Raw genomic sequence first — 25383 nt, 5'->3', positions numbered from 1 at the left:
GCATCTCATAATGATGCAGGTATGAAAACAGTATTTTAGGGCTCCTATTCCCTCCTATACCAACTCAGTGTAGTCAAATGATACGGTTACTGAGATGGGTTGAAGTTACTTTTTTCCGATAAATCAATAGTTACCTCCCTACTTACTAAGTAACGCTAATTTATATACCACTACCAATAGTATTGTATAACCCAGCTAGTACTTTGCTTGTATAATATATATCTAACTAAAAGTAGCACTAACTTTGATATACTTATTTACTCAAATATTATATTAATAAGTACAATCAAAGTCGTTCGTTTTAAAAAATTACTTTTTGTCTGGTAAATAGAAGTTTATTAAAGTGACTTTCGCATGCATAAGTAGTCCAAGGGGTGACATGGACTTAATTACGATGAATACGATTACTATGGAAGCAGATGAAAAAATAAGACGGAACCGGGCAAAAACTACACAACGCATAGTTGAAGCTTTGGAAGAAGTGATTTCAGAAAGGGGCTTGGAAGGAGTTGGCGTAAATCGCATCGCAGAGAAGGCCAACGTCAGCAAAGTACTGATATACAGATATTTTGGTGGCATGGAAGGGTTGCTGGAATACTACGTAAAAATGGGAAAACTGTTCCCAGTATTTACGCCAGCCACTCTAGACCAAATCCGCCCGCTTCATGACTCTGATGTAGCTCGAATCTGGTATCGTCAAGTCATTCAAACCTACAGATATTTCCGTACGTTTAAGGCAGCCCGTGAAGTGCTCAAGGCAAGTGTCATAGAAAACAATTCAATTGCTGAAACAACAGCCAGAGCTCAGGATGAAGAATTGACAAGGCTCGTTGGTCAACTTTCATTCGTAAAAGGAGCTGATACACAAGCCATTTCAGCTGTTATCCTTGGTGCCATGACCTACCTTACAATAATGGCCCAGAACGATCGTACGATGATTAACATCGACCTGCGAAGTGAAGAGGGCTGGCAACGGATTGAAAATGCTATAAAAACCATTTACATCTCGTTGAACAAAATGGCCGTTAGTTCCAAAGATGTTGAATTGGAGCTTCAGTCTAGCCGTTTGCCAGTAGCCCAATGGTAAGCAGCCATAAGCCGTTTACAATAGATTGACATTCACCAAACTTGGCCAGCCAAAACCTTTTAATACAGCCTACAGCCTTTCACCTGCCCCGGTAGTGAAATAAGGATTTTTTCCATCAGCGGTTTCGACCAGTACCCCAAACGGGGGTACTTTATAACATGAGAGGCTACTCTACCGTTGTGCTACGCCCGATTTACGGGCACGGATTTTTTCGACTACCCACTTCCCAACTTTTTCACCCTCGATCTGTCCGTTCGTAAGGGCTGACCGGTAATGAATGCCACCGTATAACCGGCTGATCGACGCTTCGTCGGCCGCATTTCGGATAGACGTGAAGGACCGGACGCCATGCCCGTAGGGGAATTCTGTAGAATCGGTAAAGGCAATATTATCCCCCATTAAATTCGTCAGAACCGTGGCGGCTGCGGTAGAAATAACACTATGCCCGCTGGGATATTCGGGGAAAGGGGGCGTTTGCAGAAAAGGGGTCCACTTTGGATCAAACGATTTATTGATGACCGTTTCCGGTCGAACCGTTTTACTCCGGTATTTCTCATCCCAGCAGGATATAAACCCGTCGCTCAGCGCAAATGATGTAAGCGCGTAGGCTTCAACAGTTTGCATCATTGTGAGCTTTTGTTTCCGGGCAACCGTCTGTGCTATGGCCAGCCAATGACCACCGGGTGTCATTTTCTTGCTGGCATACATGACGTGCCCCGCTACATTCATCACAAATGCATTATCGTCCCAGAAATAGGCGATATCCTGTTTCTGCTTATCCATGTTTTTACCGATCTGATAGACTTCATCCAGCTCCTTTTCGTAGGGGCTACCCTTAGCCAGACTATAGGGGAAAGGCCGTGGCGGCATAAATTGATTGCAGGTATCCATAGCCCAGCAACGAAGCTTATTCCACTGAGGCTCAGCCGCATCCATATACGCGGGGGGCGTAGGTACCCACGAGCCCTCTTCATTCGTGACCGTATGTTTGAACCCTCGTGTTTGTTTATAGCTATCCTTGGCCGCATAGTCCAGAATATGCTTCGCTACGGCTTCGCCATACGCCATTGAGCGGTCATACACCTCATCGGGAACGCCGTCTTTCTTGTACTGCTCATAAAATGGCTTCTCAAATTCGTCATAGAAATCAACCGAGAACGTCAGAGCCCGGGCAACGGTCATAAACGCGCGGGTACTGGCCAATGGAAAGCAATACTCTTTTCCGGCTTCCGGCTTCGGGCCGCTCTGAAATCGCTTCAACTTACCACCCAGCGACTGATATTGGGGATCAAAGGGAACAAGCGCTTCGTAGCCCGCTAAATTTGCGTACGAATAAATCCGGCTGGCAACGGGTGGCGAAAAAATATCGTGGATAATAACTTCCGTTAGTTTGTTCAGCGCCGAATTATAGTATTCGGGGTTAGCCGCCTTTGCATTGTATTCAGCAGGAGACGCGGGCTTCTGGCAACCGCTCAATCCGACCAGCAACAGAGCCAGCAGAGAGCCAAAGCGAAGCATAGTATTCATACTCTTAATGACAAGTTTACGTGGAAATCAATCCAAATAGAATTGATTCATCTTACAAAATTAACGGAAAATATCAGACAAAATAAAGATTGATCTCAGTTACAAGGGCAAGCTTTCTTAACGCAACTTGAAAAGTTGTAGGCCAGCATCATTTCGGGCCACCAGGATCAAAACGCCCTGAGCAGTGCGCACCGGACGAATATCCCGTATTTCGCCAGTGAGCAGGAACCCCGAATTGACTGGCGAGAGCGCGACAAATTTACCGTTGCCATCGTTGCGCAACACCAGGCCGTAATTGGCGTCGTAACGCCCCTGATAGGTACTGACGCCATAAAAATTACCACCGCCCAGTACGTCCAGATCGCCATCGTGGTCGATGTCAATTGCCTGTAAAGCAAATAGTTTCGAGACCTGAGCCAGCATAGGCAGCTCATGGACGATAAATTTCCCATTCACATTTTCCAGATAAACGGACGCAAACTGATCGACTGTGCGTTCTTCGGCCCCTTTCAGGTCATCGTCTGAAAAAACGGCCTCGAACGGCTTACCGGCAAAAGATACGTAGTCCGTAAATCGTTTATTGACGATACTGGGCATTTGCTTACCCAACTCATCTTTAAACGCCAGCGGGAACCACTCGTTACCGCGATTGTAGGCAATAATCTGCTCCGTACTTTGGTTGTTATCGACATCCTTTATCCACATTCGTAGCTGCGAATCGGGCGTTTTACGAAGTTTGGTATTCGTCCCCAAGTTGCCCGCTATCAGGTCAATATCGCCATCCTGATCAAAGTCAGCCGCAGTGATTCGCTGGTAGAATCCACTCAGGGGCGTTTCCTGGTCAGTGATGGATTTCTCTTCCGAGAGCTTTCCGTTGTTATTGGCAAAAATGCGAATCGGCATCCAGTCACCCGCCACGATCAAATCGACGTCTTTATCGCCATCATAATCGGCCCAAACGGCGTCCGTTATCATGCCCGCTTTGCGCAGATCAGGAGCCATTTCATCCGTTTTGTCCGAAAAGTGTGGCTGGCTGCCTTTCTTGCCATCATTGATCAACAAATAGGAATTCGGTGACTTTCCATAAGCCATGCCAACCACCCGGCCCCCAACAAACAAATCCAGATCACCATCTTTGTCAATGTCTACCGGCCGAACGCAGCTTTTGTTGTCATACATGGGCGGAAGTGCACTAGCCAACCGGCTGAAATTACCCCGGCCATCGTTCACATAAAGCCGGTCGAACTGCTCCGGCATTTTGTTATAGAACTCATTGCCCCCTGAAACAACGTATAAGTCGAGATCCTTATCGCCATCCGCGTCGAAGAAAACGGCGTCGACATCTTCATAGACCGAGTCTTTCCTAAAGTCAGGTTGAGCCGATGGAGAAAATTTACCATTCGGTTGCTGAATCAGCAAACTACCCGCCTGCCAGCGGGCACCTCCAGCATACATGTCGTCCAGACCATCCCCATTCACATCAGCCACGGCCAGATGCGGTCCTTCGGTGGACACTTTAAACGGCATTAGCGACTCCCGAACGAAGTCAAAATAATCCGTATCCTCCTGATGCCGGTACGGTATCGAATCAGTCGTTGTCACATCAGCGAATAGGGGCTTACCGGGATTAAGGGTGTAGCGATACGTGGTGCCGTCCAGCCGGGCGTTTCCCTGCTGAAGAGTTATAACCTGATTCGCCTTAATATGCTTCTGAACTTCCATCCGGCCATTCGGCCAGATCACAATAAGCGAATCGATGGTTGACCGTTTGCCCAAACCGAACAGCAATTCGGGTGCAACCGACGATTCAAACCCTCGGGTGGGCATCAACTGCTGGAATTGCAGGGAGTCACTATACTTCAGGATGACTTTAGCGCCCACACCAAATGTGTTAGGCGAATCGCCCTTGAGCTTAACGGTCAAATGGGTATTTGCCGGGAACAACGTCGTTGCCTCATTCCGGTACAATCCGGCGGGATCATTTATGTTGTTCGTAACCAGGTCCAGATCACCGTCATTATCCAGATCAGCGTACGCAGCCCCGCACGAAAGCGTTGGTGTCTCGAAACCCCAGGTTGCAGACTTGTCTTCAAATTCAAGGTTGGGTGTTCCGCGATACAGGTAATTGTGGACTTTACCCTCGGGCATGAGCTGAATTGCTTTTTCATCCAGCCGGGATGAATTCCTCAACTCATTCTGCAACGAGCCATTCGAGATGTACTTAATATAATCGAGGTTGTTTGGCCGACGCGCAATACCGTTGGCCACGAACAGATCCTTGATTCCGTCATTATCGTAATCGGCTAACAAAGGTGCCCAGCTCCAGTCCGTGGCAGCAACCCCAGCCATCATGCCAATATCCATGAATTTTTTTCCGGACAGACTAATTTGCAGGCAGTTACGGCTATATTGATTCATGTAGCCATACGAAAGCTTATAGCGGTAAATGTCCAGCGGATCCTCGCCCTGAGAGGATTTTTCGACGGTCTCATCAGCCGGGTACATGTCGAGGGTCATCACATCCGGGAAACCATCATTGTTTACGTCGGCCACGTCGTTTCCCATCGAGAACCGGCTCGTATGCGCAAACGCCTGCCGGACCGACTCAACAAAGCCCCCTTTGTGGTTATTGACGTAGTAATAATCATCCTCGTGAAAGTCGTTGGACACGTACAGGTCTTCCCAGCCGTCGTTGTTCAGATCAGCTACGGCAATGCCCAGGCCGTAGCCCATAGCCGCCCCAAAAATACCCGCCTGTTCACTTACATCCGTAAAGTGCGCCTGACCCGCTTTAACACCATCGTTGCGAAACAGATAATCGCCCGATTCGCGGTTCCGATTGTTACGGGTCGACACATTATCGAAACTGCGGGATGTATGGACGGCGTGATTCAGCAGAAAGCAGTCTAAATCACCGTCATGATCGTAATCGAAAAAAGCAGCCTGGGTGGAAAAACCGGCAAACGCCAGCCCATAGTCAGCGGCTCGCTCGGTAAATGTCGGGACACCATCCTTGCCAGGCCCGTTATTGATGTACAACTCATTGACGCCCTTCAAGCCTTTAAACTGATTGACGGCACACACGTACATATCGAGCCACCCATCCCCATTGACATCAGCCATGGTCACGCCCGTTTGCCAGTCGGCCCGGCCCCTTGTTCCACTCTGAGCGGTTATGTCCGCAAAGGCAAATTTCCCCTTGTTCAGGTAAAGCGTATTAGGGCCCTGATTAGAGACGAAGTAGATATCGTTCAGGCCATCGTTGTTCAGATCACCCACGGCAACACCGCCACCATTGTAGAAATACAGGTAATCCAGGATAGACAAGCTGTCTGTGTTGCGTAATTCATTGCGAAAACTAACACCCGTTTGGGCCGAATCCAGCCGTTGGAAAAGCGGTTTTTCGGGCACCGCTGGCCCCGACGAGCAACCTGCCAGGAAAAGTGCACAACCAACAAGAACAAACAGGAATCGTATCATGGTTTACCGCCTTTTGAGACCGCGAAAACCTGCGCCCGATCGTTATTTTTGGCCAAGACAATGAACTGGCTTCCATTTGCCCCACGGGCAGCCAGCATCCGCCGAATCTGCCCACGCACAAAGAAACCGGTCTGCTCGGGCTTTGTACCCGTAAACCGCAGCTTACCATCCTTCGCCCGCCCGTTGCCGAGCAGTAGCAACCCATAATTGGCGTCATACCGCCCTACTTCGGTCAGCACATCGAAAAAGTTACCTGTCAACAGAATATCCGTTTTTCCGTCGTGGTTATAATCCCCTGTCAGGATAGCCTGAATGGGCGACGTCTGTGCCTGGATGGGTAAGGCTTCAAGCGTAAAATTACCCTTTCCGTCATTGATCAGGATGGATGTCTCAGCCATTTGAGCGGTCCTCACGGTCATTCCTTCGCGCTGCTGAGCCGAAAAAATATCCTCAAAACTGGCTTTGGCGTAATCGGTATGCTTGATGTACTTGGTCTTAATGGATGGAATCCGTTTTTGTAAATCCGGCTTCTGAACCACTACACACTCGTGTTCTTTTCCGTCAGGCCCTGGCCGATAACACGTGATAATCTGCTCGTAAGAGCCATTCCGATCAAAATCATTGCCATACAGATGAGCCGGCTCCGTACCCGACGCCATCAGCCGACTGTTCAGACCGAGGTTGCCGAGCACAAAATCCAGATCGCCATCATTGTCGAGGTCGGCCGCATGAATCGTATTCCACCAGCCCCCCGAATTGGTCAGCCTGTCATTCTCGACACGCTCAAATCCCTTGCCCTGTTTATTTTTTAAAATGGTGATGGGCATCCAGTCGCCCACCAGAATCAAGTCGGGGTAGCTATCGTGATCAATATCGGCCCAGACGGCGTCTTTCACCATGCCAATCTCTTTGGCAAACGGCATAAATTCCGGCGTTGCTTTCCTGAAGTTTCCTTTGCCATCGTTGACCATGAACAACTGGTCGGGATTCTGGCCGTACTGCCCCGAAATCATCCGGCTACCCACAAACAAATCCTGATCGCCATCCAGATCGAAATCGGCGGCAGCCACGCAGGAGTTATTGTTCAAACTACGAGGCATGGTTCTGTCCCAGGTAAGGTTTCCCTTGCCATCGTTTCGGTAGAGCCGATCTGCCAGGTACGTGACATCGTCAAATTCGTTGCCGCCCGTAGCCACGTATAAGTCCAGGTCTTTATCGCCATCAGCATCAAAAAAGGTGGCCGCTACGTCTTCAGAATAAATAGCATCGAGCAGAAACGGCTGTTTCTGGAGGGCAAAGGTACCCCCCGGTTGCTGCACGTACAATGATCGGGGCATGTTGGCCGCCCCGCCCAGAAAAACGTCATCCAGGCCATCTCCGTTAATGTCGCCTACGGCCAGTGCGGGCCCTTCGCGGGAGAGCAGTTGCTTCAGCAGACCATCCCGGTTGTAGTCGACAAAGTCATTTTCTTTATGCACATAATCGAGCTTAACGGCCTGCGTCACATCGGTAAACAGGCGGGTGGCGGCACTTGGTTTGGCAGGTGGCAGCGCCAGTTGATCCGCATTTTTGTACGACAGATGCAGCGTTGTATTGACAGCAGGGTTCCGAATGACCTGCTTCTTGTCGGCACCATCGAACCGGTCGGGCCAAATGACAACGAGTGAATCGATAACCGGCTGTTTCCCAGCCACCGCGCCCCCAAAACCGAACACCATGGTCAGGTCTACCGACGACTGAAACCCCCGGTTAGGCATCTGCTGCAGGTACTGCATTTCCTTACCCTGATACACATACACTCTGGCGCCAATGGCGTTGGGATTCTGGGCACCTCCTTTGAGCTGTACGCGAAGAAACGCCTTCTTTTCCTTCTCTACCGACGTGTTTTTGAAGATCGACACGGGCGAGTTGTTATTATTGACGACCAGATCAAGGTCGCCGTCGTTGTCCAGATCGCCGTAAGCCGAACCATTCGAGAAGTTAGGTTCACCTAATCCCCAGTCGGCGGCTTTGTTTTCATATTGCATGCCGTTGCCGGTATTCCGAAACGCATAATTTGGAATGGGGCTGGACCCCATTTTATTCACATAGTCTTTGTAATCAAACTTCTTGGTGCCCTGAATCATGGATTGCAGATCGGGATTGTCGGCCAGATAAGCGATATAATCCTGATCGGTCAAGTCTTTCAGAATACCGTTGGCCACAAACACATCCTTTTTGCCGTCCATATCCATGTCGAACAACAAAGCTCCCCAACTCCAGTCGGTTGCGCTGGTGCCCGCCATGCGCCCGATTTCCGAAAATGTGCCGTCACCGTTGTTGAGGTGAAGCATATTCCGGGAATCCTGGTGGTAAAAATCGCGGGTTTCCTTAAGTTCATTTAATTCATAGCTATCGAAAGCCGTTGTGGTTTTAAGTCGGTAATCATCGTCTGGCAGCATGTCCGTCACGAAGATGTCCAGATTACCATCGTTATTCACATCGGCAATATCGGCACCCATCGATGCCAGGCTAATGTGCCCCATTTCGTTCTCGATGTCTTCTTTGAACGTGCCGTTTTTCTGGTTTATGTACAGGTAATCGCGCTCGTAGAAATCGTTCGAGATATAAATATCCGGCCAGTTATCGTTGTTCACGTCCCCAATGGTAATGCCCAGCCCAAACCCGATTAGGCTCCCGTAGATGCCTGCCTCAGCGCTCACATCCCGGAACGGCTTACCCGGTCCTTCGTTGCGAAACAGTTTATCCCCGCCCAGTCTGTCGCGGGAATCACGCATGTTAGCAAATCCCAGCCGATCCATGGGTGTGAAGCTATTGTTGAGCAGGTACATGTCCAGGTCGCCGTCGCGGTCATAGTCGAAGAAGGCCGCGTGGGTCGAGAAACCACCATCGAACAGGCCATATTCCTTTGCTTTTTCAACAAAGGTGGGCACACCGTTCTTTACGCCCTGATTGATGTACAATTGATTGCCGCGTTCGTCGCGGCTACCCGAGTTACAGACGTAAATATCCAGTAGCCCGTCGCCATTGATGTCGGCAAAGGTGACACCCGTCGACCAGAATTTCTTACCGATAATCCCTGCCTTCGTGGTTACGTCGTCAAACTTCATCCCGCCTTTGTTGAGATACAGCTTGTTGGCTTCGAAGTTAGAGGTTAGAAACAGATCGGGCAGCCCATCGTTGTTCACATCACCGATGGCGACCCCGCCCCCGTTGTAGAAATTGCGGTAGTTGAAAATATTGAAGTTTTTTTTATCCAGACTCCGGTTCACAAAATCAACACCGGTTTCGGAGGCTGGTAAATTCTCAAAAAGCGGTTCGGGCTTCTTATGACATGCAATCAATCCGCTCAGGCAGATGACCAGCAAGCCTACGTTCTTATTCATTTGTTTGGTTAATTTATCAAGCTACGTAATCAACCGAATTGGCCCGTGTGGCAGGATATCGATTTCCAGCTATCAAGGCTTTTGTTTAAACGTCAGTATCTTCTCTCCATTGACACCAACAACGATATAGTCGTTCACTTTTTTCACATCGCGCACATCGCCCCGCACCATCAGTCCGGTTTCCTGGGCTGAACGCTCACTGAATTGCCATTTACCCTGGTTATGCAGTAGCAGGCCGTGATTCGCGTCAACCTTACCAATCCGTAGACGCATGCGGGAATTGTTGCCCATCAACAACAGATCGGGCTTCCCGTCCCGGTCAACATCATCCACCAGAATGCTATAAACAGGCGCATACTGAGCGACCGTAGGCAGTGAGTGAACAACTAAATCACCGGCGTTATTTTCCAGCATGAGCGTTTGCAATTCGTTAATTTTCCTGACTTTGGCCTGACGAAGCTGCTGTTCGTCGAAGCACTCATTCAGAGTTGCGTCGGCATAAGCCTGGTAAGTTGTAAACCGCTTTCGCAGCGACGGTACCTGTTCACAAATCTCATCACGCGAGTAGGCCGGATACACTTTCCCCTGAATGGCATAGCTCATGAAGAAATCGAGGGTGCCATTTTGATCAAAATCGTCGTAGGTCAGCGTAGCCGGTTGGGCCTCACTGGCTTTTATCTGCGTATTCAGGCCAAGGTTGCCCAGAATCAGATCATCGTCGCCGTCGCCATCCAGATCAGCCTTTTCGATCCGATTCCACCAGCCCGCCAAATTTTCGTAGACTTTCTGATTGGTAGTCGACAACTTTCCCCGCTGATTCAGCAGAACCGTAACGGGCATCCATTCACCGACAATCACCAGGTCGGGCCAACTATCGTTATTGATGTCCAGAACAGCCGCATCCGACACGATTCCGATTTGCCCAAGTGGCTGTTTTTTAAAGTTTCCCTGGCCATCATTGATCAGCAAAAAGCTCTCGTCAGACGCCGGAAACTTAAACGGGCGAACCGCCCCCCCTACGAATAAATCCGAATCACCATCGCGGTCAATGTCAATAACCTTAACGCAGCTTCCATTCTCGGTTTCAGTAGGTAATGCCTTGGATATAAAGGTGCCTTTATCGTTCAGCCAGAGTTGATCCTGCCGTTGGTTGGCCTCCCGAACGCTATAGCCGCCGTTTACGACATACAAATCAAGTTGCTTATCGCCATTGACATCCAGCAGCACGGCATCCGTTGTTATCCTTTTCATTTGATCCGGCAATGCGACTGGCATAAATGAACCATTTACCTGCTGGTAAAACAGTTGCCCCGGCTGCAACTTATTGCCACCAACAAACAGGTCCATCAGGCCATCGTTATTCACGTCGCCCGTGGCCATACGAACGCCGGTAGCTGAATACTGAATGGGCAATAAGATCTGTTGATCAAAATTATTGGTTGAATCGAGTTTGTGCGTGAAGTCGATGGCATTGACCGCCGAGAAGATCTGATCACCAGTGCGCGTTGCGGGAGCCAATGTAGCTGCGTTTGCCTGACGGTAATCCAGCGTGAGCGTCTGGTTGGGCGTTACAGCGGGTAAAACCTGCGTTTTGCCATCTGGCCACCGTACCGTGACAGGGATGGTTTTGACGTCCGTGCCCGTTCCAAACAGTAGATTACCGTGACTACACGACTCAAATCCCCGCGTCGGGAAATATTCCTGCACCTGTTGTGCTTTATCGGCACCGACGGTTACGATGACCCCAATACCGAACGGATTGCCTGACGGGCCTTTTAGCTGAACACTGAGGTAATTAGCCGGGGCTGTTTCCTGCGTATTGTTCCGGTAAATTCGGGCGGGTTCATTCAGGTTATTGGTAATGATTTCCAGATCGCCGTCGCCATCCAGATCAGCGTAGGCGCATCCATTGGAGATCGTTGGGTCATCAAAGCCCCAGGCGGCCTGTTCATTCGTAAACGTGAGGTCGTGGTTGTTCCGAAAAATGTAATTCTTCGTTCGGGTCGACGGCATTTGCCTGATCTGGTCGAGTACTGATCCACCCGCCTGTCGAGCCGCATTGTCGTCAGAGAACTTTATAAAGTCAGCGTTGGTAAAATCGCGAAGGGTGCCATTACTGACAAAAATATCTTTGTAGCCATCCAGGTCAAAATCAGCGAGAACGACGCCCCAGCTCCAGTCGGTACCGGCGACACCGGCCAGCTGACCAATTTCGGCAAACTCGCCATCGGGCTGTTGAATCTGGAGCATATTCCGCATATTCTGGTGCCAGAACCCATTCTTCAACTGGGCCTGATACACGTTCCAGTTATCCGGCCAGGGCAACAGTTTCTGACGGGCGTTGCTTTCGGGCAGCATGTCCAGCGTCATGATGTCGGGCCGGGCGTCGTTGTTCAGATCGGCAATGTCGGCACCCATGGCCGAGTAGGATGTATGATCGATCCGGCTTCGTAGCTCGTCCCGAAACGTGCCATTCCCCTGGTTTATGTAACAGTAATCATCCTCGACGAAGTCATTCGTTACGTAGACATCGGGATACCCGTCGCGGTTAATATCCGACACGGAGACGCCGAGTCCAAAACCCAGCGGATTTCCTTTGATACCTGCCTGCTCTGACACATCGGTAAAGTGAATAGAGGCTGCTCCAACTTTGCCATCATTTCTTAATAATTTATCGCCCGCATTATAATCCCGTTCGGCCCGCATAACCGACGCTTCTTTGCGCTGGTAATTCTTTAGATTATGATTGATGAGGAAGCAATCCAGGTCGCCATCCAGGTCATAATCGAAAAAATTAGCCTGCACCGAATAGCCAGAGTCCGCCAGCCCATATTCGGCGGCTCGATCCGTAAAGGTCAGGTTGTGGTTGTTGATAAACAGTTGATTTTTGCGGAGCGAATCTGGTCGCAAGCCTCCGTAGCAGACATAAATATCCAGCCAGCCATCGGCATTTACGTCGGCCAGGGTAACGCCCGTTTTCCAGCCACCCGTGCGGCCAGCCACCCCTGCTTTTGTGGTTATATCGTCGAAGGCAAAGCCGCCTTTATTGATAAATAACTTATTGGCTACCTGATTTCCGGTATAGTACAGATCGACTTTACCGTCATTATTCAGATCGCCAGCGGCTACTCCCGCCCCATTATAAAAATACTCGAATGCCAGTACGTTTTCCTCTTCTGTTTCGGTCAGTTGATTCGTAAAGGCAACACCAGTTTCAGCTGGATTCGTAACGACGAATCGAGGTTTATCATCACGACAGGAAAGACAAGCAAGAAGAATAAGAACGAGAAGAACAGCTTTCATTGGCCAATAAACGCTACCAGATAAGGCGTATTGCTACGGATAGGAAAACAAAACAGCAGCCCAATACCGGGCTGCTGTCCTGTCAATCGAATCAGGCTAGTTTAGTACCCAGCATTCTGCGGCTGCAGATTTGGGTTACTGTCAATGGCCTGTTGTGGGAATGGGAATAACACGGCTGTATCAGGCGATTTGGTTGGGCGCTGATCAACTGGGTTCGTAAAGACACCAAAGCGAATCTGGTCGCTCCGGCGCCAGCCTTCCCAATACAATTCACGACCACGTTCGGCCAGAATAGCGGGCAGGTCAACCGTTGACAGCGTTGAGGCACCCCGTGTTGTCCGCACGCTATTTACGATACCAGCGGCTGTTTGCCCCTGTGTATCGGTACCACCGCGAGCAAGCGCTTCTGCTTTCATCAGCAGAACGTCGGCATAACGCAGCAGGACGTAGTCATTGGTTGGGTTGTTGTAGGTAAGCGGGTTTGGCAGGTACTTGATGACCCGGATACCGGCTACCTCGTTAGCCAGGGCGATGTTTACAGCAGGCGTAAAGACCAGTGGGTTACCACTACGGTCTTTCAGCGGAACAAGCGCGGTACTACCCTTAGCCGGCGCGCCATACTGCTGACCAACCTGAAAACCAGCCGTCATACCGGTTTGGGGCGTCAAATCAGACGGAGAAGCACCACGACGTTCGTCGGCGGCTTCGAAGCTATTGTAGAAATCAGCCAGCGTTGTGAAGCCATTCCAGGCACCGATGTACTGGTTGTAGTGTTCGGTCATAAAATACCGGTTCTGAACGCTGCCTGGCTGAGCCGTCGCGGTGTTCTGAATGGTAAAAATCAGTTCCTGCGAACGGGCATCGTTATCCCAGTGGAAGTTATCGAAGTATTTACCTTTTGCGGTCAGAGCAAACTTAGCTGAAGAAATCACCTGATTGGCGAAATATACGGCTGAGTCCATATCCGCTTTCGCAAATGTGTAAGGGCCCGCTGGACTTTTAGGGTCTTGATTATAAACGGCCCGGTTCAGGTACATCTTAGCCAGCATAGTTGCTGCTGCCTCTTTGGTAGCTATGCTAGCTGTCGCCGTCGTGTAGGTAGGAAGCCCGTTGAAAGCAGCACGCAGGTCAGAAATAACGAAGTTAGACGCAGCCTGACGACTTAACACAGCTGGATTGGCATCAGCGGCATCCGTTACTTGGCGAACGGGGGTGCGGCCAAACAAATCCACGATGTAAGACGTAAAGAAACCACGCAGGAATTTAGCCTGAGCCACTAAGGACTGATTCGATCCAGCCGCATAAACGGCCTGCGAAGCACGGAAAGCGCCCGTATTCAGGTCATTCCATGCATTTAACACCTCTACGTGTTGAGAGTCCCAGGTGTGCTGGTGCAGTTTCCGCCATACGCCGAAATCGTCCCAGTCCGTACCACGGGTTGGCCCCATCATTTCATCAGAAGGGTGTTCTTCCAACGCATAGGCCCGACCCTGACTGTTGGCAATCGGATTCAGGGCTTGATAAGCACCCTGCAATGTAGCAGCCGGGTCTAATGTTACGGCCCCGAGTGTAGCATCCGTCGATGAAAGTGACCCAAACACTTTATCGTCCAGGTTTGTACAGCCATTGATACCAAACGAGCCAATTAATAAAGTGGCCGTCAGTATTCCAATGGTCTGATATTTAGATACGTTCATTTTGTATAGAAATAAGTAGTGTGTTGTGCCTTCCGTTCATATCTAATCAATCTGATTAGTACATACGAACAGAAGGCCTTTAAGATTGCTTAAAATCCAACGTTTAATCCTAATGTTACTGTACGGGGTGTTGGGTATGGCGTATAGTCGATACCCAGCGATGGAATACCATTGCCATTGTTATTAAACGTCACCGTGTTAACATCTGGATTCAACCCGGTATAGCCGGTGAAGATGAACAAGTTCTGGCCCGTGAGCGACAATGAAAGCGACTTGGCAAAGCCACCCTGGGGTAAGTCAAACCGACGCGAAATTGTCAGGTTCGTAATCCGTACATAATCACTCTTCTCCAGGAAACGAGTCGATACCGAAGCTGGGTTCAAGCCATTTTCTGCGCTGTTAGCGACATCATACGTTACATTACCCGCGTTCTTAAGCGCTCCCTTAGCAAATAAGGCGTTGGCTGTGTTGTTGTAGATTTTGCCGCCAAACTGACCATTCACGAACAGGCTGGCCGTCCACTGGCCAAACGTAAAGTTGTTCGTTAAACCCAAACGCAGTTTAGCAAACGGACTTCCCTGATAGTTGGCCCGGCTATTGTCGGCATAGGTCGCGTACCCATTGGCATCATACCCGGTAAAGGTCGGGATAAAGAAGGCAAATGGTGGATATCCGCTGGTAATACGCTCTGCATAAGCACCCGACAGACCCTGTCCGCTGATAGCGCCTACAGCCTGGTCGGTTGCAATATTTTGCGCTTTAACGTCAACCGTGGTCAAGTTAAACAACGCTTCCCAACCAAACTGTTGCTTTTGAACGACCTGGTACGTCAGGTTCAACTCTATACCTTTGCTGACGATTTCGCCTGGCAGGTTGATCCACTTGTAGTTAACCGGAGCTGGTTGTGCATAGAATACTTGCAACAGCGTGTTCGAACCAGCACGGTGGTAGTAATCAATCGAACCGGCCAGTCTACCTTTCAGCACACTGAAGTCGATACCAACACCCGTTGTTGTGTTCTGTTCCCACTTCAAATCCGGGTTCGGGTTGTTCTGCTGAACCTGTGCGCCCGTGTTGTTGTAGGTATAAATGATTTTCGAGGCACCGCCCGTAAAGTCCTGGTTACCCACAATACCATAGTTGGCCCGGAGTTTCAGGTCATCGAAAATGTTCTTCGGAACGAAACTCTCCTGCGATAAACGCCAGGCAGCTGCCACTGATGGGAAGGTTCCGTATTTGTTGTTAATACCGAAGCGCGACGATCCATCAACCCGTACCGTTGCCGTCAACAGGTATTTTTCTTTGAGGTTGTAGTTAGCCCGGCCAAAATACGACTGCAGGTCATTCTGGTTCCGTGTCGAACCACCACCGATGGCCGTTCCCGTAAGGGTGTTTGCCGATCCAATGTTATCTGCATAGTCGATGACCGATTCATTGAAGGGGAAACGGCTGGCAGCTATATAACTCGTCCGTGTTCCGAACGTCTGATAGGCAAACCCAGCGACCGCTTCAAGTACGCCAGGACCTACATTTTTGTTGTAGTTTACGGTGTACTCGACCAGTTTAGACAAGCGATTCAGGTTATTAATATAAGCCGCTCCGCCCAATCCCGTATTTGGATCTGCATACACTGGGTTCGTTACTGAGCCCAGCGGAACGTTGAACTGTCCATTCAATCGTGAATCGATGGTGGTCGTCCGGGTCGAGGTCGAGTTATCAACACCAAAGTTTGCTTTTACCGATAGACCATCCATAATCGTCCAGGTAGCACTCACGTTGGCCAATGTACGATTCGTAACGCCTTTATCGTGGTAATAGTCCAACATAGCCCGTGGGTTACGATACGAACCACCCGCCAATTGGTAATAAGAAGCTGTATCGCTGCTATTTGCAAAAACCGGATACGTAGGGTTAGCTTTGATCATAGCGCCGAACAGGTTACCCAGCGCACCGGCCTGGTTACCTGTCAGTGCGTATTGGTCCGTTACCGACGAAGTCGTTGCATTGACCGCTATCGTTACTTTTTTATTGAACAGATCCTGCGAAGCGTTGATACGACCCGTGATCCGCTTCTGACCCGTTCCTTTTACAAGACCCTGCTGATCCTGATAACCCAGGGAGAACAGATAACGGGTATCGTTGGTACCACCGCCAAAGCTGGCGTTGTAAATCTGCGATACGCCGGTACGGAGAATTTGGTCCTGCCAGTTCGTCGATGCGCCTGCGTTAACGGTCGACAGCGTTGGGTCGCCACCGGCTGCTTTTACACCCGCCAGAAAGTCAGTGGGAGAAAGCAGATCATACTTCTTCAGCGATGTCGAAACGGCAGCAGAGGCCGAGAAGTTAAATTGTGGCGCTCCTGCTTTGCCTTTCCGGGTCGTGATCAGGACAACACCATTGGCACCCCGTGCACCATAAATAGCAGCCGCCGAGGCATCTTTCAATACCGAGATGTTTTCGATATCGCTCGGGTTCAGGAACGACAGTGGGTTACGAGCCGTTGTTGTACCCGTACCGAAATCCGGCGTACCACTGCTGAAGTCACCACCATCGAGTGGAACACCATCAACTACGTACAACGGCGTGTTACCACCCCGCAACGATACAGCACCCCGAATCTGGATGTTGTTGGCAGCGCCCGGTTCCCCACTGGCCGGTGTGATTTGCACACCCGCTACGCGACCCTGCAGCAATTGTTCCGGCGACGAAATGACCCCTTTGTTGAAGTCTTTTGGCCCCAGCGTCGCTACCGAACCGGTAACGTCTTTGGCTTTTTGCGTACCATACCCAATCACAACGACTTCCTGAAGTGCCTTGGTGTCATCAACAAGCTTTACATCTACCGTAGCGCGGTTACCAACCGCAACTTCCTGCGTCGTGTAACCAATAAAGCTCAGTATAATTGTGGCATTGTCCGGTACGTCCGTTAGTGTATAGACACCATCCGCATTCGTGTTTGTCCCCCGTGTCGTTCCTTTAATCTGAACGCTAACACCTGGTAAGCCGAACCCGGTTGGATCCGCTACTTTCCCAGTCACAGTACGTCCTTGTGCCCACGCTGAGGTATTACCCAGCAGCAGTATCATTACCAGCATCGCCAAAACGCTAAAGAAAGCCTTTTGATTTGATGCCTGGGGTTGGCAGATACCAACCTGACCTACGTTACCACCGAAGTGACTCAATTTGTAGGATTTGTCCATCATAGGTTTGCAGTAAAAATGAATAAATATTGATTATTCGTTTGGTTAAAAATTATCCCTTCATTCTCGTTTGTTTACAGATACGCACTTAAACATAAGATATGTGTCTACGAGCTTGAATTCTATCAACTTGGCGAGAATTTATTGAATAAAAACCGAACCATTTGGCGAATTACATCAGGATAAGATGAAAATACAAATACGATGCGGTTAAAATTCGAGTAATTCCTGGCAAAATCGTATCACAATAATTGTTAAAATAAATCAGCCTGTTTAGACAATTCCACTTTTTAATAGTACATTATATTTTATTACGGTCTAATGATCAACACGTTATAATATAAATCAATGACGCTTAATTATAATTTTACAAGTAAACACCCTATGCCCATTTTTTACTCTATCAACTCAAAAAAATGTGGTAATTACACCTACTTTTGCCTAACTATTTCATTGCCTATTAGCCAATAGGCAGTTTGTGTGTTTCTATGAGTGCGGACCTCCTTAAACATCTAGCCAACCAGTTAACCGGTGATCTCTTCGACGATACGACGTATCGAACCCTGTATGCAACGGATGCATCGGCTTATCGGGAGATGCCAACCGCGGTTGCTATTCCTAAAACAGTTGACGATCTTAAGACACTGATCGCCTTCGCCAATGCCCATAAAACAGCCCTGATTCCCCGTACAGCGGGAACCTCGCTGGCCGGACAGGTAGTCGGTAGCGGTATTGTTGTCGACGTATCGAAGCATTTCACCAAAATACTGGAGGTCAATCCCGAAGAGCGGTGGGTGCGCGTACAACCGGGTGTTATCCGGGATGAGTTGAACCAGTTTCTTAAACCATACGGCCTCTATTTCGGACCCGAAACGTCGACGGCGAACCGGGCGATGATTGGTGGTATGGTGGGCAACAACTCGTGCGGCTCAAACTCGGTCGTGTATCGGGATACCCGAGAACATACCCTATCGGTAAAGGCGTTGCTGGCCGATGGATCGGAGGCTGAATTTGGACCGGTCAATGGCTGGGACTTCACTAAACGGGTGGGAGAAGCAAGCCGTAAAAATGGATCGGCCACGCTGGCGGATAAGATCCTTCTGAAGGCAAACGCCATTTTATCCGATGTTACTAATCAGGAGGAAATCCGGCGGAATTTCCCCAAGAAAACCATTGAACGACGCAATACCGGGTATGCGCTGGATGTTTTGCTCGACATGCAGCCATTCGCCCCGGAAGGCGAGATGTTCAACATGGCCAAACTGATTGCCGGTTCAGAAGGAACCTTGTGTTTTCTGACCGAAATAAAGTTGAACATCGTTCCCCTCCCCCCCAAGGAAAGCGGGCTGGTTTGTGTTCACTGCCATTCCATCGACGAGGCTCTGCGCGCTACGCTGATCGCGTTGAAATACAAGCCGTATGCGGTTGAGTTAATTGACGATATTATTCTGGAGCGGGCCGATACCAACCCGGAACAACGAAAAAACAGCTTCTTCGTTCAGAAAACGCCCACCGACCATTTTCCGATTATTCTGGTCGTTGACCTCTCACGCGAGACACGGGCCGAAATTGAGCAGCTCTCGTCCAGGATGATCGCCGACATGCAGGCACAAAACATGGGCTATCATTATCCCTTATTGTTCGGAGAGGACAGCAAAAAAATATGGACACTCCGCAAGGCGGGTCTGGGCCTGTTAGGTAACCTGCCCGGCGATGAAAAAGCCGTTGCGGTCATTGAAGATACAGCCGTCGATGTGCATGATCTACCCGACTATATCCGCGATTTCAACGAAATTCTGACGAAGCACCACATGCACGCGGTGCATTATGCCCACGCGGGTTCGGGCGAGTTACATTTGCGGCCTATCATTAATCTTAAAACAGAAGAAGGGCACCGGCAATACCGGATGATTGCGGAAGAAATTGCCACACTGGTAAAAAAATACGACGGGTCCTTATCGGGTGAGCACGGCGACGGGCGGCTTCGGGGCGAGTTTATTCCGCAAATGGTTGGCCCGCACAACTATGAATTGATGCGGCAACTCAAGCACACCTGGGACCCGGCGGGCATTTTCAATCCAGGTAAAATTGTCGAAACGCCACCCATGGATACGTTCCTTCGGTATGAAGCTGGTCAGCAAACGCCCGCCTTCAAAACGTATTTCCGTTATAAGGATCAGGATGTTCTTCAGCACGCTGAACAGTGCAACGGCTCGGGCGATTGCCGGAAAACGGAGGCTTCGGGTGGAACCATGTGCCCAAGCTATATGGCGACCCGCGACGAGAAAGATACGACGCGGGCACGGGCTAATATCCTGCGGGAAATGCTCACCCGCTCACCCAAGGAAAACCGGTTTGATCACGAGGAAATAAAAGCAACGTATGACCTTTGTCTGTCGTGTAAAGGGTGCAAAAATGAATGTCCATCCAATGTGGACGTGGCCAAACTAAAGGCGGAGTTTTTACAGCATTATTACGAGTCGAATGGTATTCCTATCCGGTCGCGGCTGATTGCCAACTTTGCCCGCCTGTCCAGCCTGGCATCTATGGCACCCTGGGCCTGGAATGGCGTTCTGGGCACGCCTTCGCTCCGGCGCATGGCGAATCGTCTGGTCGGCTTTCACCCCGACAGGACAATGCCCATGATGGGTAAAACAACATTAAAAAAGTGGTTTTCTGATCGACATACAACACAGAAGACCAGGACAGCAACGTCATCCGGCCGCTCACTCCTGCTTTTCTGCGACGAGTTTACCAATTACAATGACGTTGAAGTGGGACAAAAAGCCGTTCAACTATTTGAGCGATTGGGGTATACTGTTATCATTCCGCAACATGGCGAGAGTGGACGGGCAGCCTTATCGAAAGGGATGCTTACCTACGCCAAAACACTGGCCGAAAAGAACGTTCGTTTGCTAAAAGACGTGGTATCGGCCGAAACACCACTGGTTGGCTTGGAACCATCAGCCATATTGACTTTTCGGGATGAATATCCTGATCTGGTCGATGAGTCACTGATAGCAGACTCGAAACGTATTGCCGAACATGCGTTAACCTTCGAGGAGTTTTTAGCGCGGGAACTCGACGCCGGGCACATTAAACCGGAACAGTTCACGACCGAAACCCGATTGATTAAATTACATGGACATTGTCAGCAGAAAGCCGTTTCTTCCTTGGTGCCAGGCAAGAAAGTGTTGTCATTACCGAAAAATTACACCGTGCAGTTGATTCCATCGGGCTGTTGCGGTATGGCCGGTTCGTTTGGGTACGAAGCCGAACATTACGATGTTTCTATGAAAGTTGGGGAGCTTGTTTTATTCCCGACCGTTCGCCAACAGCCTGATGGCGTGATTATTGCAGCCCCCGGCACCTCCTGCCGCCACCAGATCAAGGATGGTACAAATCGAACATCACAACACCCCGCCGAGATTTTATTTGACGCACTTTTGTAAACTATAGTGTAACCGATTGTCTTAAAAGTCAGCTTTATCTAGCCTATACGACCTTACTTCGTGCGTGTAGCCTGATTAGACCCAAAGTTTTGTCACCAATAATTAAACCAAGAAGAGTACCAGTAATCCTGGTATAATCAATAGTACACAAAGGCACAATTTTTGTACATACTTTCCCCTAAAAACTAGTCTATGGGAAAGTATGTACTAATTTTATTCTTGTGGGTGTGGCTGCCAACGATTCTTTTGGCTCAACAGCCAGTTCATACAAATCCAACCTTACCGCTCTGTGCTACCTTCGATTTGACAGCAGCGCAACGGAAAGAACTTAACTTGCAGGCATCGCAGGCACTGGCTCAGAAGCGCGCTTCGAATGCAGCATTCGCCAGTATTACCTATGTACCCATTCGACCACACATTCTTCGGCGAAGCGACGGCACAGGTGGCATGTCAATGGCGAGCCTCAATCAGGTCATAGCTGTTACAAATAGCTACTACTTGTTGAATGGCTACGGAATCCAGTTCTACTTCTGTGGGACTTCGCCGGACTACATCAATAACGATACGCAATACAATAGTTTCGATATCAATAATGAGTCAGCTATAACGCAAGGGCATGATGTAACGAATGCGATGAATCAGTATTACGTCAACTCCTTCGCATCAGGTGCAGGTGGCTATGCTTATTACCCAGCTAACGGTCTATACTCAACTCACTCGTTTATCCTCAATGAAGCTGGTGGTGAAGACGATATGGGCAATCGACTCATTCCACATGAACTAGGCCATAACTTTAACCTTGTTCACACCTTTGGTGAGCGTGCCGGCAATGGCACGTTAGGTTCAGGTACCACCTTCGAGTTAGTGACGCGGGGTCCCGGAGCCAACTGCACGATAGAAGGTGACTACATATGCGATACACCCGCAGATCCTTATAATGTTAATGGGGCGAATATTACCTATGTAAACAATTGCCCGCAGTATGACCCGAGTAGTACGGCCCGCGACGCGAATGGGCAAGCTTACGACCCATCCATATCGAACATTATGTCCTATTATTTTCCCTGTACCCATGATTTTACCGCAGGACAGTATGAACGGATGCAGGCCGGGCTGGCCTTACGCCAAACACACACGGCTTATTCGTTAGACTGTCCGCCAACAGCCGTATCGGCGCCAACGAACCTGGTGGTCTCCATTAGCAATGGGAATGTCTTATTGACCTGGCAGGACAATGGCACCAACGAAATGGGCTACTTTATTGAACGTTCCCGCTCCCCTACGTCAGGCTTTTTGCCAGTTGGTGGCGTTGGGCCCAACACGACTACGTTTACCGACACAAAAACAGCTCCCGTAATCACCTACTATTACCGCGTTAAACCATCGAATTCAACGACAACCGGAATAAGTCAGGTAAGTAGCATCCAAACGCCAGCCTGCCGTCCGTCCATTACTTATGCCTGTGATTATCCGGTGGGGTTTTCCAGTATGACGGTGAATAATGTGCCATTAAGCCAGAACTCAGGCTGTTCACCCAATGGATACGGAACCTTTGGCACATCGACTACCGTCCTGGCCGGTATGTCTTATCCCATATCAGGCACCTTCCTCTACTCATTTTATGACCAGGGCGTAACAATTTGGGCAGACTTAAACCGGGATGGAACGTTCGATGCCTCCCAGGGGGAGCGCCTGTTTCAAACGTCTGCCTACGTGACAGGGCAATTTACGGGTAGCCTTACCCTGCCAGCCAGCTTATCGGCCGGTGCGCTGTCTATTCGGGCCATTACTGCGTATTCCACCATTCCTAACATTCCCTGCGGAACCTATTCATACGGGGAAGCCGAAGACTATACACTAAACGTAGTGAGCCCAACTCCTCCGTCGGCCGATCTTAGTCTGTCCCTGCAAAGTAGTAGCCGAACGCTGGCAACTAATCAACTCGTCAGTTACTCATTGACTATCCGCAACGCCGGCCCCGATGACGCAACGGGTATTAGCTGGCAAAATCGGCTACCGGCCAATATGAGCTTTTTCAGTGGAGATGCGAATGTCGTCAATTCCGGTACGGCCGTTAGCGGCAGTAACTTATCGCTGGCAAATGGCCAATCCGCTACATTTGCTTATCATCTCTTTCCAACCCGGGGAGGCACCTTTGTAAATGCGGCTCAAATTATGACCAGCAGTCTACCCGACCCCGACAGCCAGCCCGGATCAGGTACTGGCGACGGGCAGGACGATGCAGCCTCGGTCGACATTCGCACTGCAGCCAGTACCAGCACCGTGTATAGTTCGCCCAACCCCAATCAGGTTCCCTTACCCGCCGTTGCATCTAGTCAGCCAGCTCCCGATCCAGACAAAGCCGACCTATCACTGGCAATGGCGGTCGATTTGCGTACACCAATTGCGGGCCAGTCCGTTACATTCACCGTCAGTATCAGGAATGAAGGCGGCCTGTCCGCTACCAACATTGTTGTCCGTGATACCTTACGCGGATTGACGTTAACCGGCTCATCGCCAGTGTTTAGTGTAGTAAGTACTGGAGCGGGCTACACGATCATTGAAGGAACGGTTGCTTCGCTGGCTGCCAATGCAACTACACAGGTTGTTTTTAGAGCCCTGACCAGTGCTACAGGCTACATAACTAATGTAGCGCAAATCTGGTCATCGACGGTAGCTGATCCTGACTCGAAACCAGGCTCCTCGACCCCAACTGCCAATAACGTCAACGGTGAAGATGACATTGCCTGGATCGACTTGCGCGTTGGGTTACCCTGATTCCAGCATGGTACGTCAGACAGAAAGTGCCACTTATCGCTCAAATGGCCACTGTTTTCGCACGCCTGCAGAGATAAGAAAAGCGACAATGCCTAACCCAATGACGGTTAGCCCCGATAGCATGAACGTTAGGCCTGTTGAGAAAAAGATAAAGAGCCAAACCCCAATGGCCAGTAGTACAGGGAGCGGATAAAGCGGCATTCGGAACGGAAATTCAGAAACAGCCCGCCGACGATGAAGCAGCATCAGGCCAATGGCCTGTCCAACAAACTGGATGACGATCCGCATGGCAAGAATAGCCATAATAACGTCGCCCAGCCGGAATAGCAGACTAAACACAAAGCCCAGCCCACCCAGAAACAGCAACGACACATACGGAAAATGCCGGGTTGGGTGAAGCTTGGCGAAAACTTTGAAGAATTGTCCATCCACCGCAGCCGCATACGGCACGCGTGAGTAACCGAGCAAAACGGCAAAGAGGGAGGAAAAAGCCACCAGCAGGACCAGAATCGTAGCAAGTTTGGCGGCACCGGGACCATAAAGCGTCTCGACGAAGGTGCTGACGATAAAATTACTATTTTGGGCAATCTGCCAGGGTACCACACTGACAACGCTCAGGTTCATCAGCAGATATAGACCCGCAATGCCGATGATCGAGATGAACATACTGGCCGGAATATTCCGGGTGGGCTTCTGAATTTCACCGCCCAGATGGCAAACGTTGTAATAGCCCAGATAACAGTAAATCGTTTTGACAGATGCCTGTCCCAGCCCCGCTGCCAGCAATCCACCACTCACCGATCCAATTGACTGGAACGTGTCGGCCAGTGGAATTCGAGCATTAGTCAGTCCGCCAATGATGATCCAGCCCAGTGTTAAGAGAACGGCCCCCCACATAATCAGACCAATTTTACCAATCGAATCGATCTTTCGGTACAAAAGGGCAATGATAATCAGAACAACCACCCCCGACACCCCTTTGCGCTGCCATTCGTCCAGGGGCATCAGGTACGATGCATATTGTGCGAAACCAATGGCGCCGGAGGCCATAACCAATGGCGCCTGAATAAGCGTTTGCCAGACATACAGAAAGGACAACAACCGGCCCCAACGCCGTTCGCCGTAGGAAATCTTCAGAAAATTATAGCTCCCTCCAGCTTGTGGAAATGCGGCTCCCAACTCGGCCCAGACAAAGGCGTCGATCAATGAGACGAATGCACCCAGTACCCAGGCCCACATGAAAAGCGGACCGCCCAGGGTTTTGATCACCAGGGGCAACACCACAAAGGGCCCAATGCCGACCATGTCGATCATATTCAACGCTGTACCTTGCAGAAGCGTCAGGTTGCGGGGCAAAGCAGCCGATGGGGCATCGGACGGTTGATCTGGTGAAGTAGCGTTACTCAATAGCGTACTGGATAACAGGCTTTCGTTCTTGCCCCACACCGAATCAGATAACCAGACAACGGTGTC

At 49.9% G+C, this 25383-nt stretch carries 10 protein-coding genes; 3 read left to right on the top strand and 7 right to left on the bottom strand.

Going from position 1 to position 25383, the window contains the following annotated elements; genetic code table 11:
- Positions 1-409 precede the first annotated feature (409 nt).
- Positions 410-1087, top strand: coding sequence for a TetR/AcrR family transcriptional regulator (locus tag ACYVAM_RS05395; RefSeq protein ID WP_461064699.1), 678 nt, complete (start codon positions 410-412; stop codon positions 1085-1087).
- Positions 1088-1258: 171 nt separating this feature from the next.
- Here ACYVAM_RS05395 and ACYVAM_RS05390 read toward each other — a convergent pair whose 3' ends face one another.
- From ACYVAM_RS05390 to ACYVAM_RS05365, 6 genes are all read right to left on the bottom strand, one after another.
- On the bottom strand, positions 1259-2614 hold the full coding sequence (locus ACYVAM_RS05390; RefSeq protein WP_461064697.1) for a vanadium-dependent haloperoxidase: 1356 nt from the start codon (positions 2612-2614) through the stop codon (positions 1259-1261).
- Between the two features lie 117 nt (positions 2615-2731).
- Positions 2732-6094 carry a VCBS repeat-containing protein gene (locus tag ACYVAM_RS05385; protein ID WP_461064695.1) on the bottom strand — a complete coding sequence of 1121 codons (3363 nt, stop codon included), beginning with the start codon at positions 6092-6094 and terminating at the stop codon, positions 2732-2734.
- On the bottom strand, positions 6091-9480 hold the full coding sequence (locus ACYVAM_RS05380; protein WP_461064693.1) for a VCBS repeat-containing protein: 3390 nt from the start codon (positions 9478-9480) through the stop codon (positions 6091-6093). Before ACYVAM_RS05380 ends, ACYVAM_RS05385 begins: the two co-directional genes overlap by 4 nt.
- 72 nt (positions 9481-9552) lie before the next feature.
- Complete coding sequence (locus ACYVAM_RS05375) at positions 9553-12783, bottom strand: VCBS repeat-containing protein (RefSeq protein WP_461064691.1); 3231 nt, start codon at positions 12781-12783, stop codon at positions 9553-9555.
- Positions 12784-12884: 101 nt separating this feature from the next.
- Positions 12885-14480, bottom strand: a complete 1596-nt coding sequence (locus ACYVAM_RS05370) for a RagB/SusD family nutrient uptake outer membrane protein (RefSeq protein ID WP_461064689.1) — start codon at positions 14478-14480, stop codon at positions 12885-12887.
- An 89-nt stretch (positions 14481-14569) separates the two neighbouring features.
- Complete coding sequence (locus ACYVAM_RS05365) at positions 14570-17683, bottom strand: SusC/RagA family TonB-linked outer membrane protein (RefSeq protein ID WP_461064687.1); 3114 nt, start codon at positions 17681-17683, stop codon at positions 14570-14572.
- A 485-nt stretch (positions 17684-18168) separates the two neighbouring features.
- On the opposite strand from ACYVAM_RS05365, the gene ACYVAM_RS05360 reads away from it, so the two are divergent.
- Both ACYVAM_RS05360 and ACYVAM_RS05355 read left to right on the top strand, forming a co-directional pair.
- Positions 18169-21132, top strand: coding sequence for an FAD-binding and (Fe-S)-binding domain-containing protein (locus ACYVAM_RS05360; protein WP_461064685.1), 2964 nt, complete (start codon positions 18169-18171; stop codon positions 21130-21132).
- Positions 21133-21324: 192 nt separating this feature from the next.
- Positions 21325-23910 carry a GEVED domain-containing protein gene (locus ACYVAM_RS05355; RefSeq protein WP_461064683.1) on the top strand — a complete coding sequence of 862 codons (2586 nt, stop codon included), beginning with the start codon at positions 21325-21327 and terminating at the stop codon, positions 23908-23910.
- Positions 23911-23943: 33 nt separating this feature from the next.
- Here the strand turns inward: ACYVAM_RS05355 and ACYVAM_RS05350 are convergent, their stop codons facing one another.
- Entirely contained in the window at positions 23944-25317 is a 1374-nt protein-coding gene (locus ACYVAM_RS05350) for an APC family permease (RefSeq protein ID WP_461064681.1), read from the bottom strand.
- Positions 25318-25383: the final 66 nt, after the last annotated feature.

Source organism: Spirosoma horti (assembly GCF_054776595.1).
Note: the sequence above shows the minus strand (reverse complement) of the source record. Positions and strands in the feature narration are given on the sequence as shown.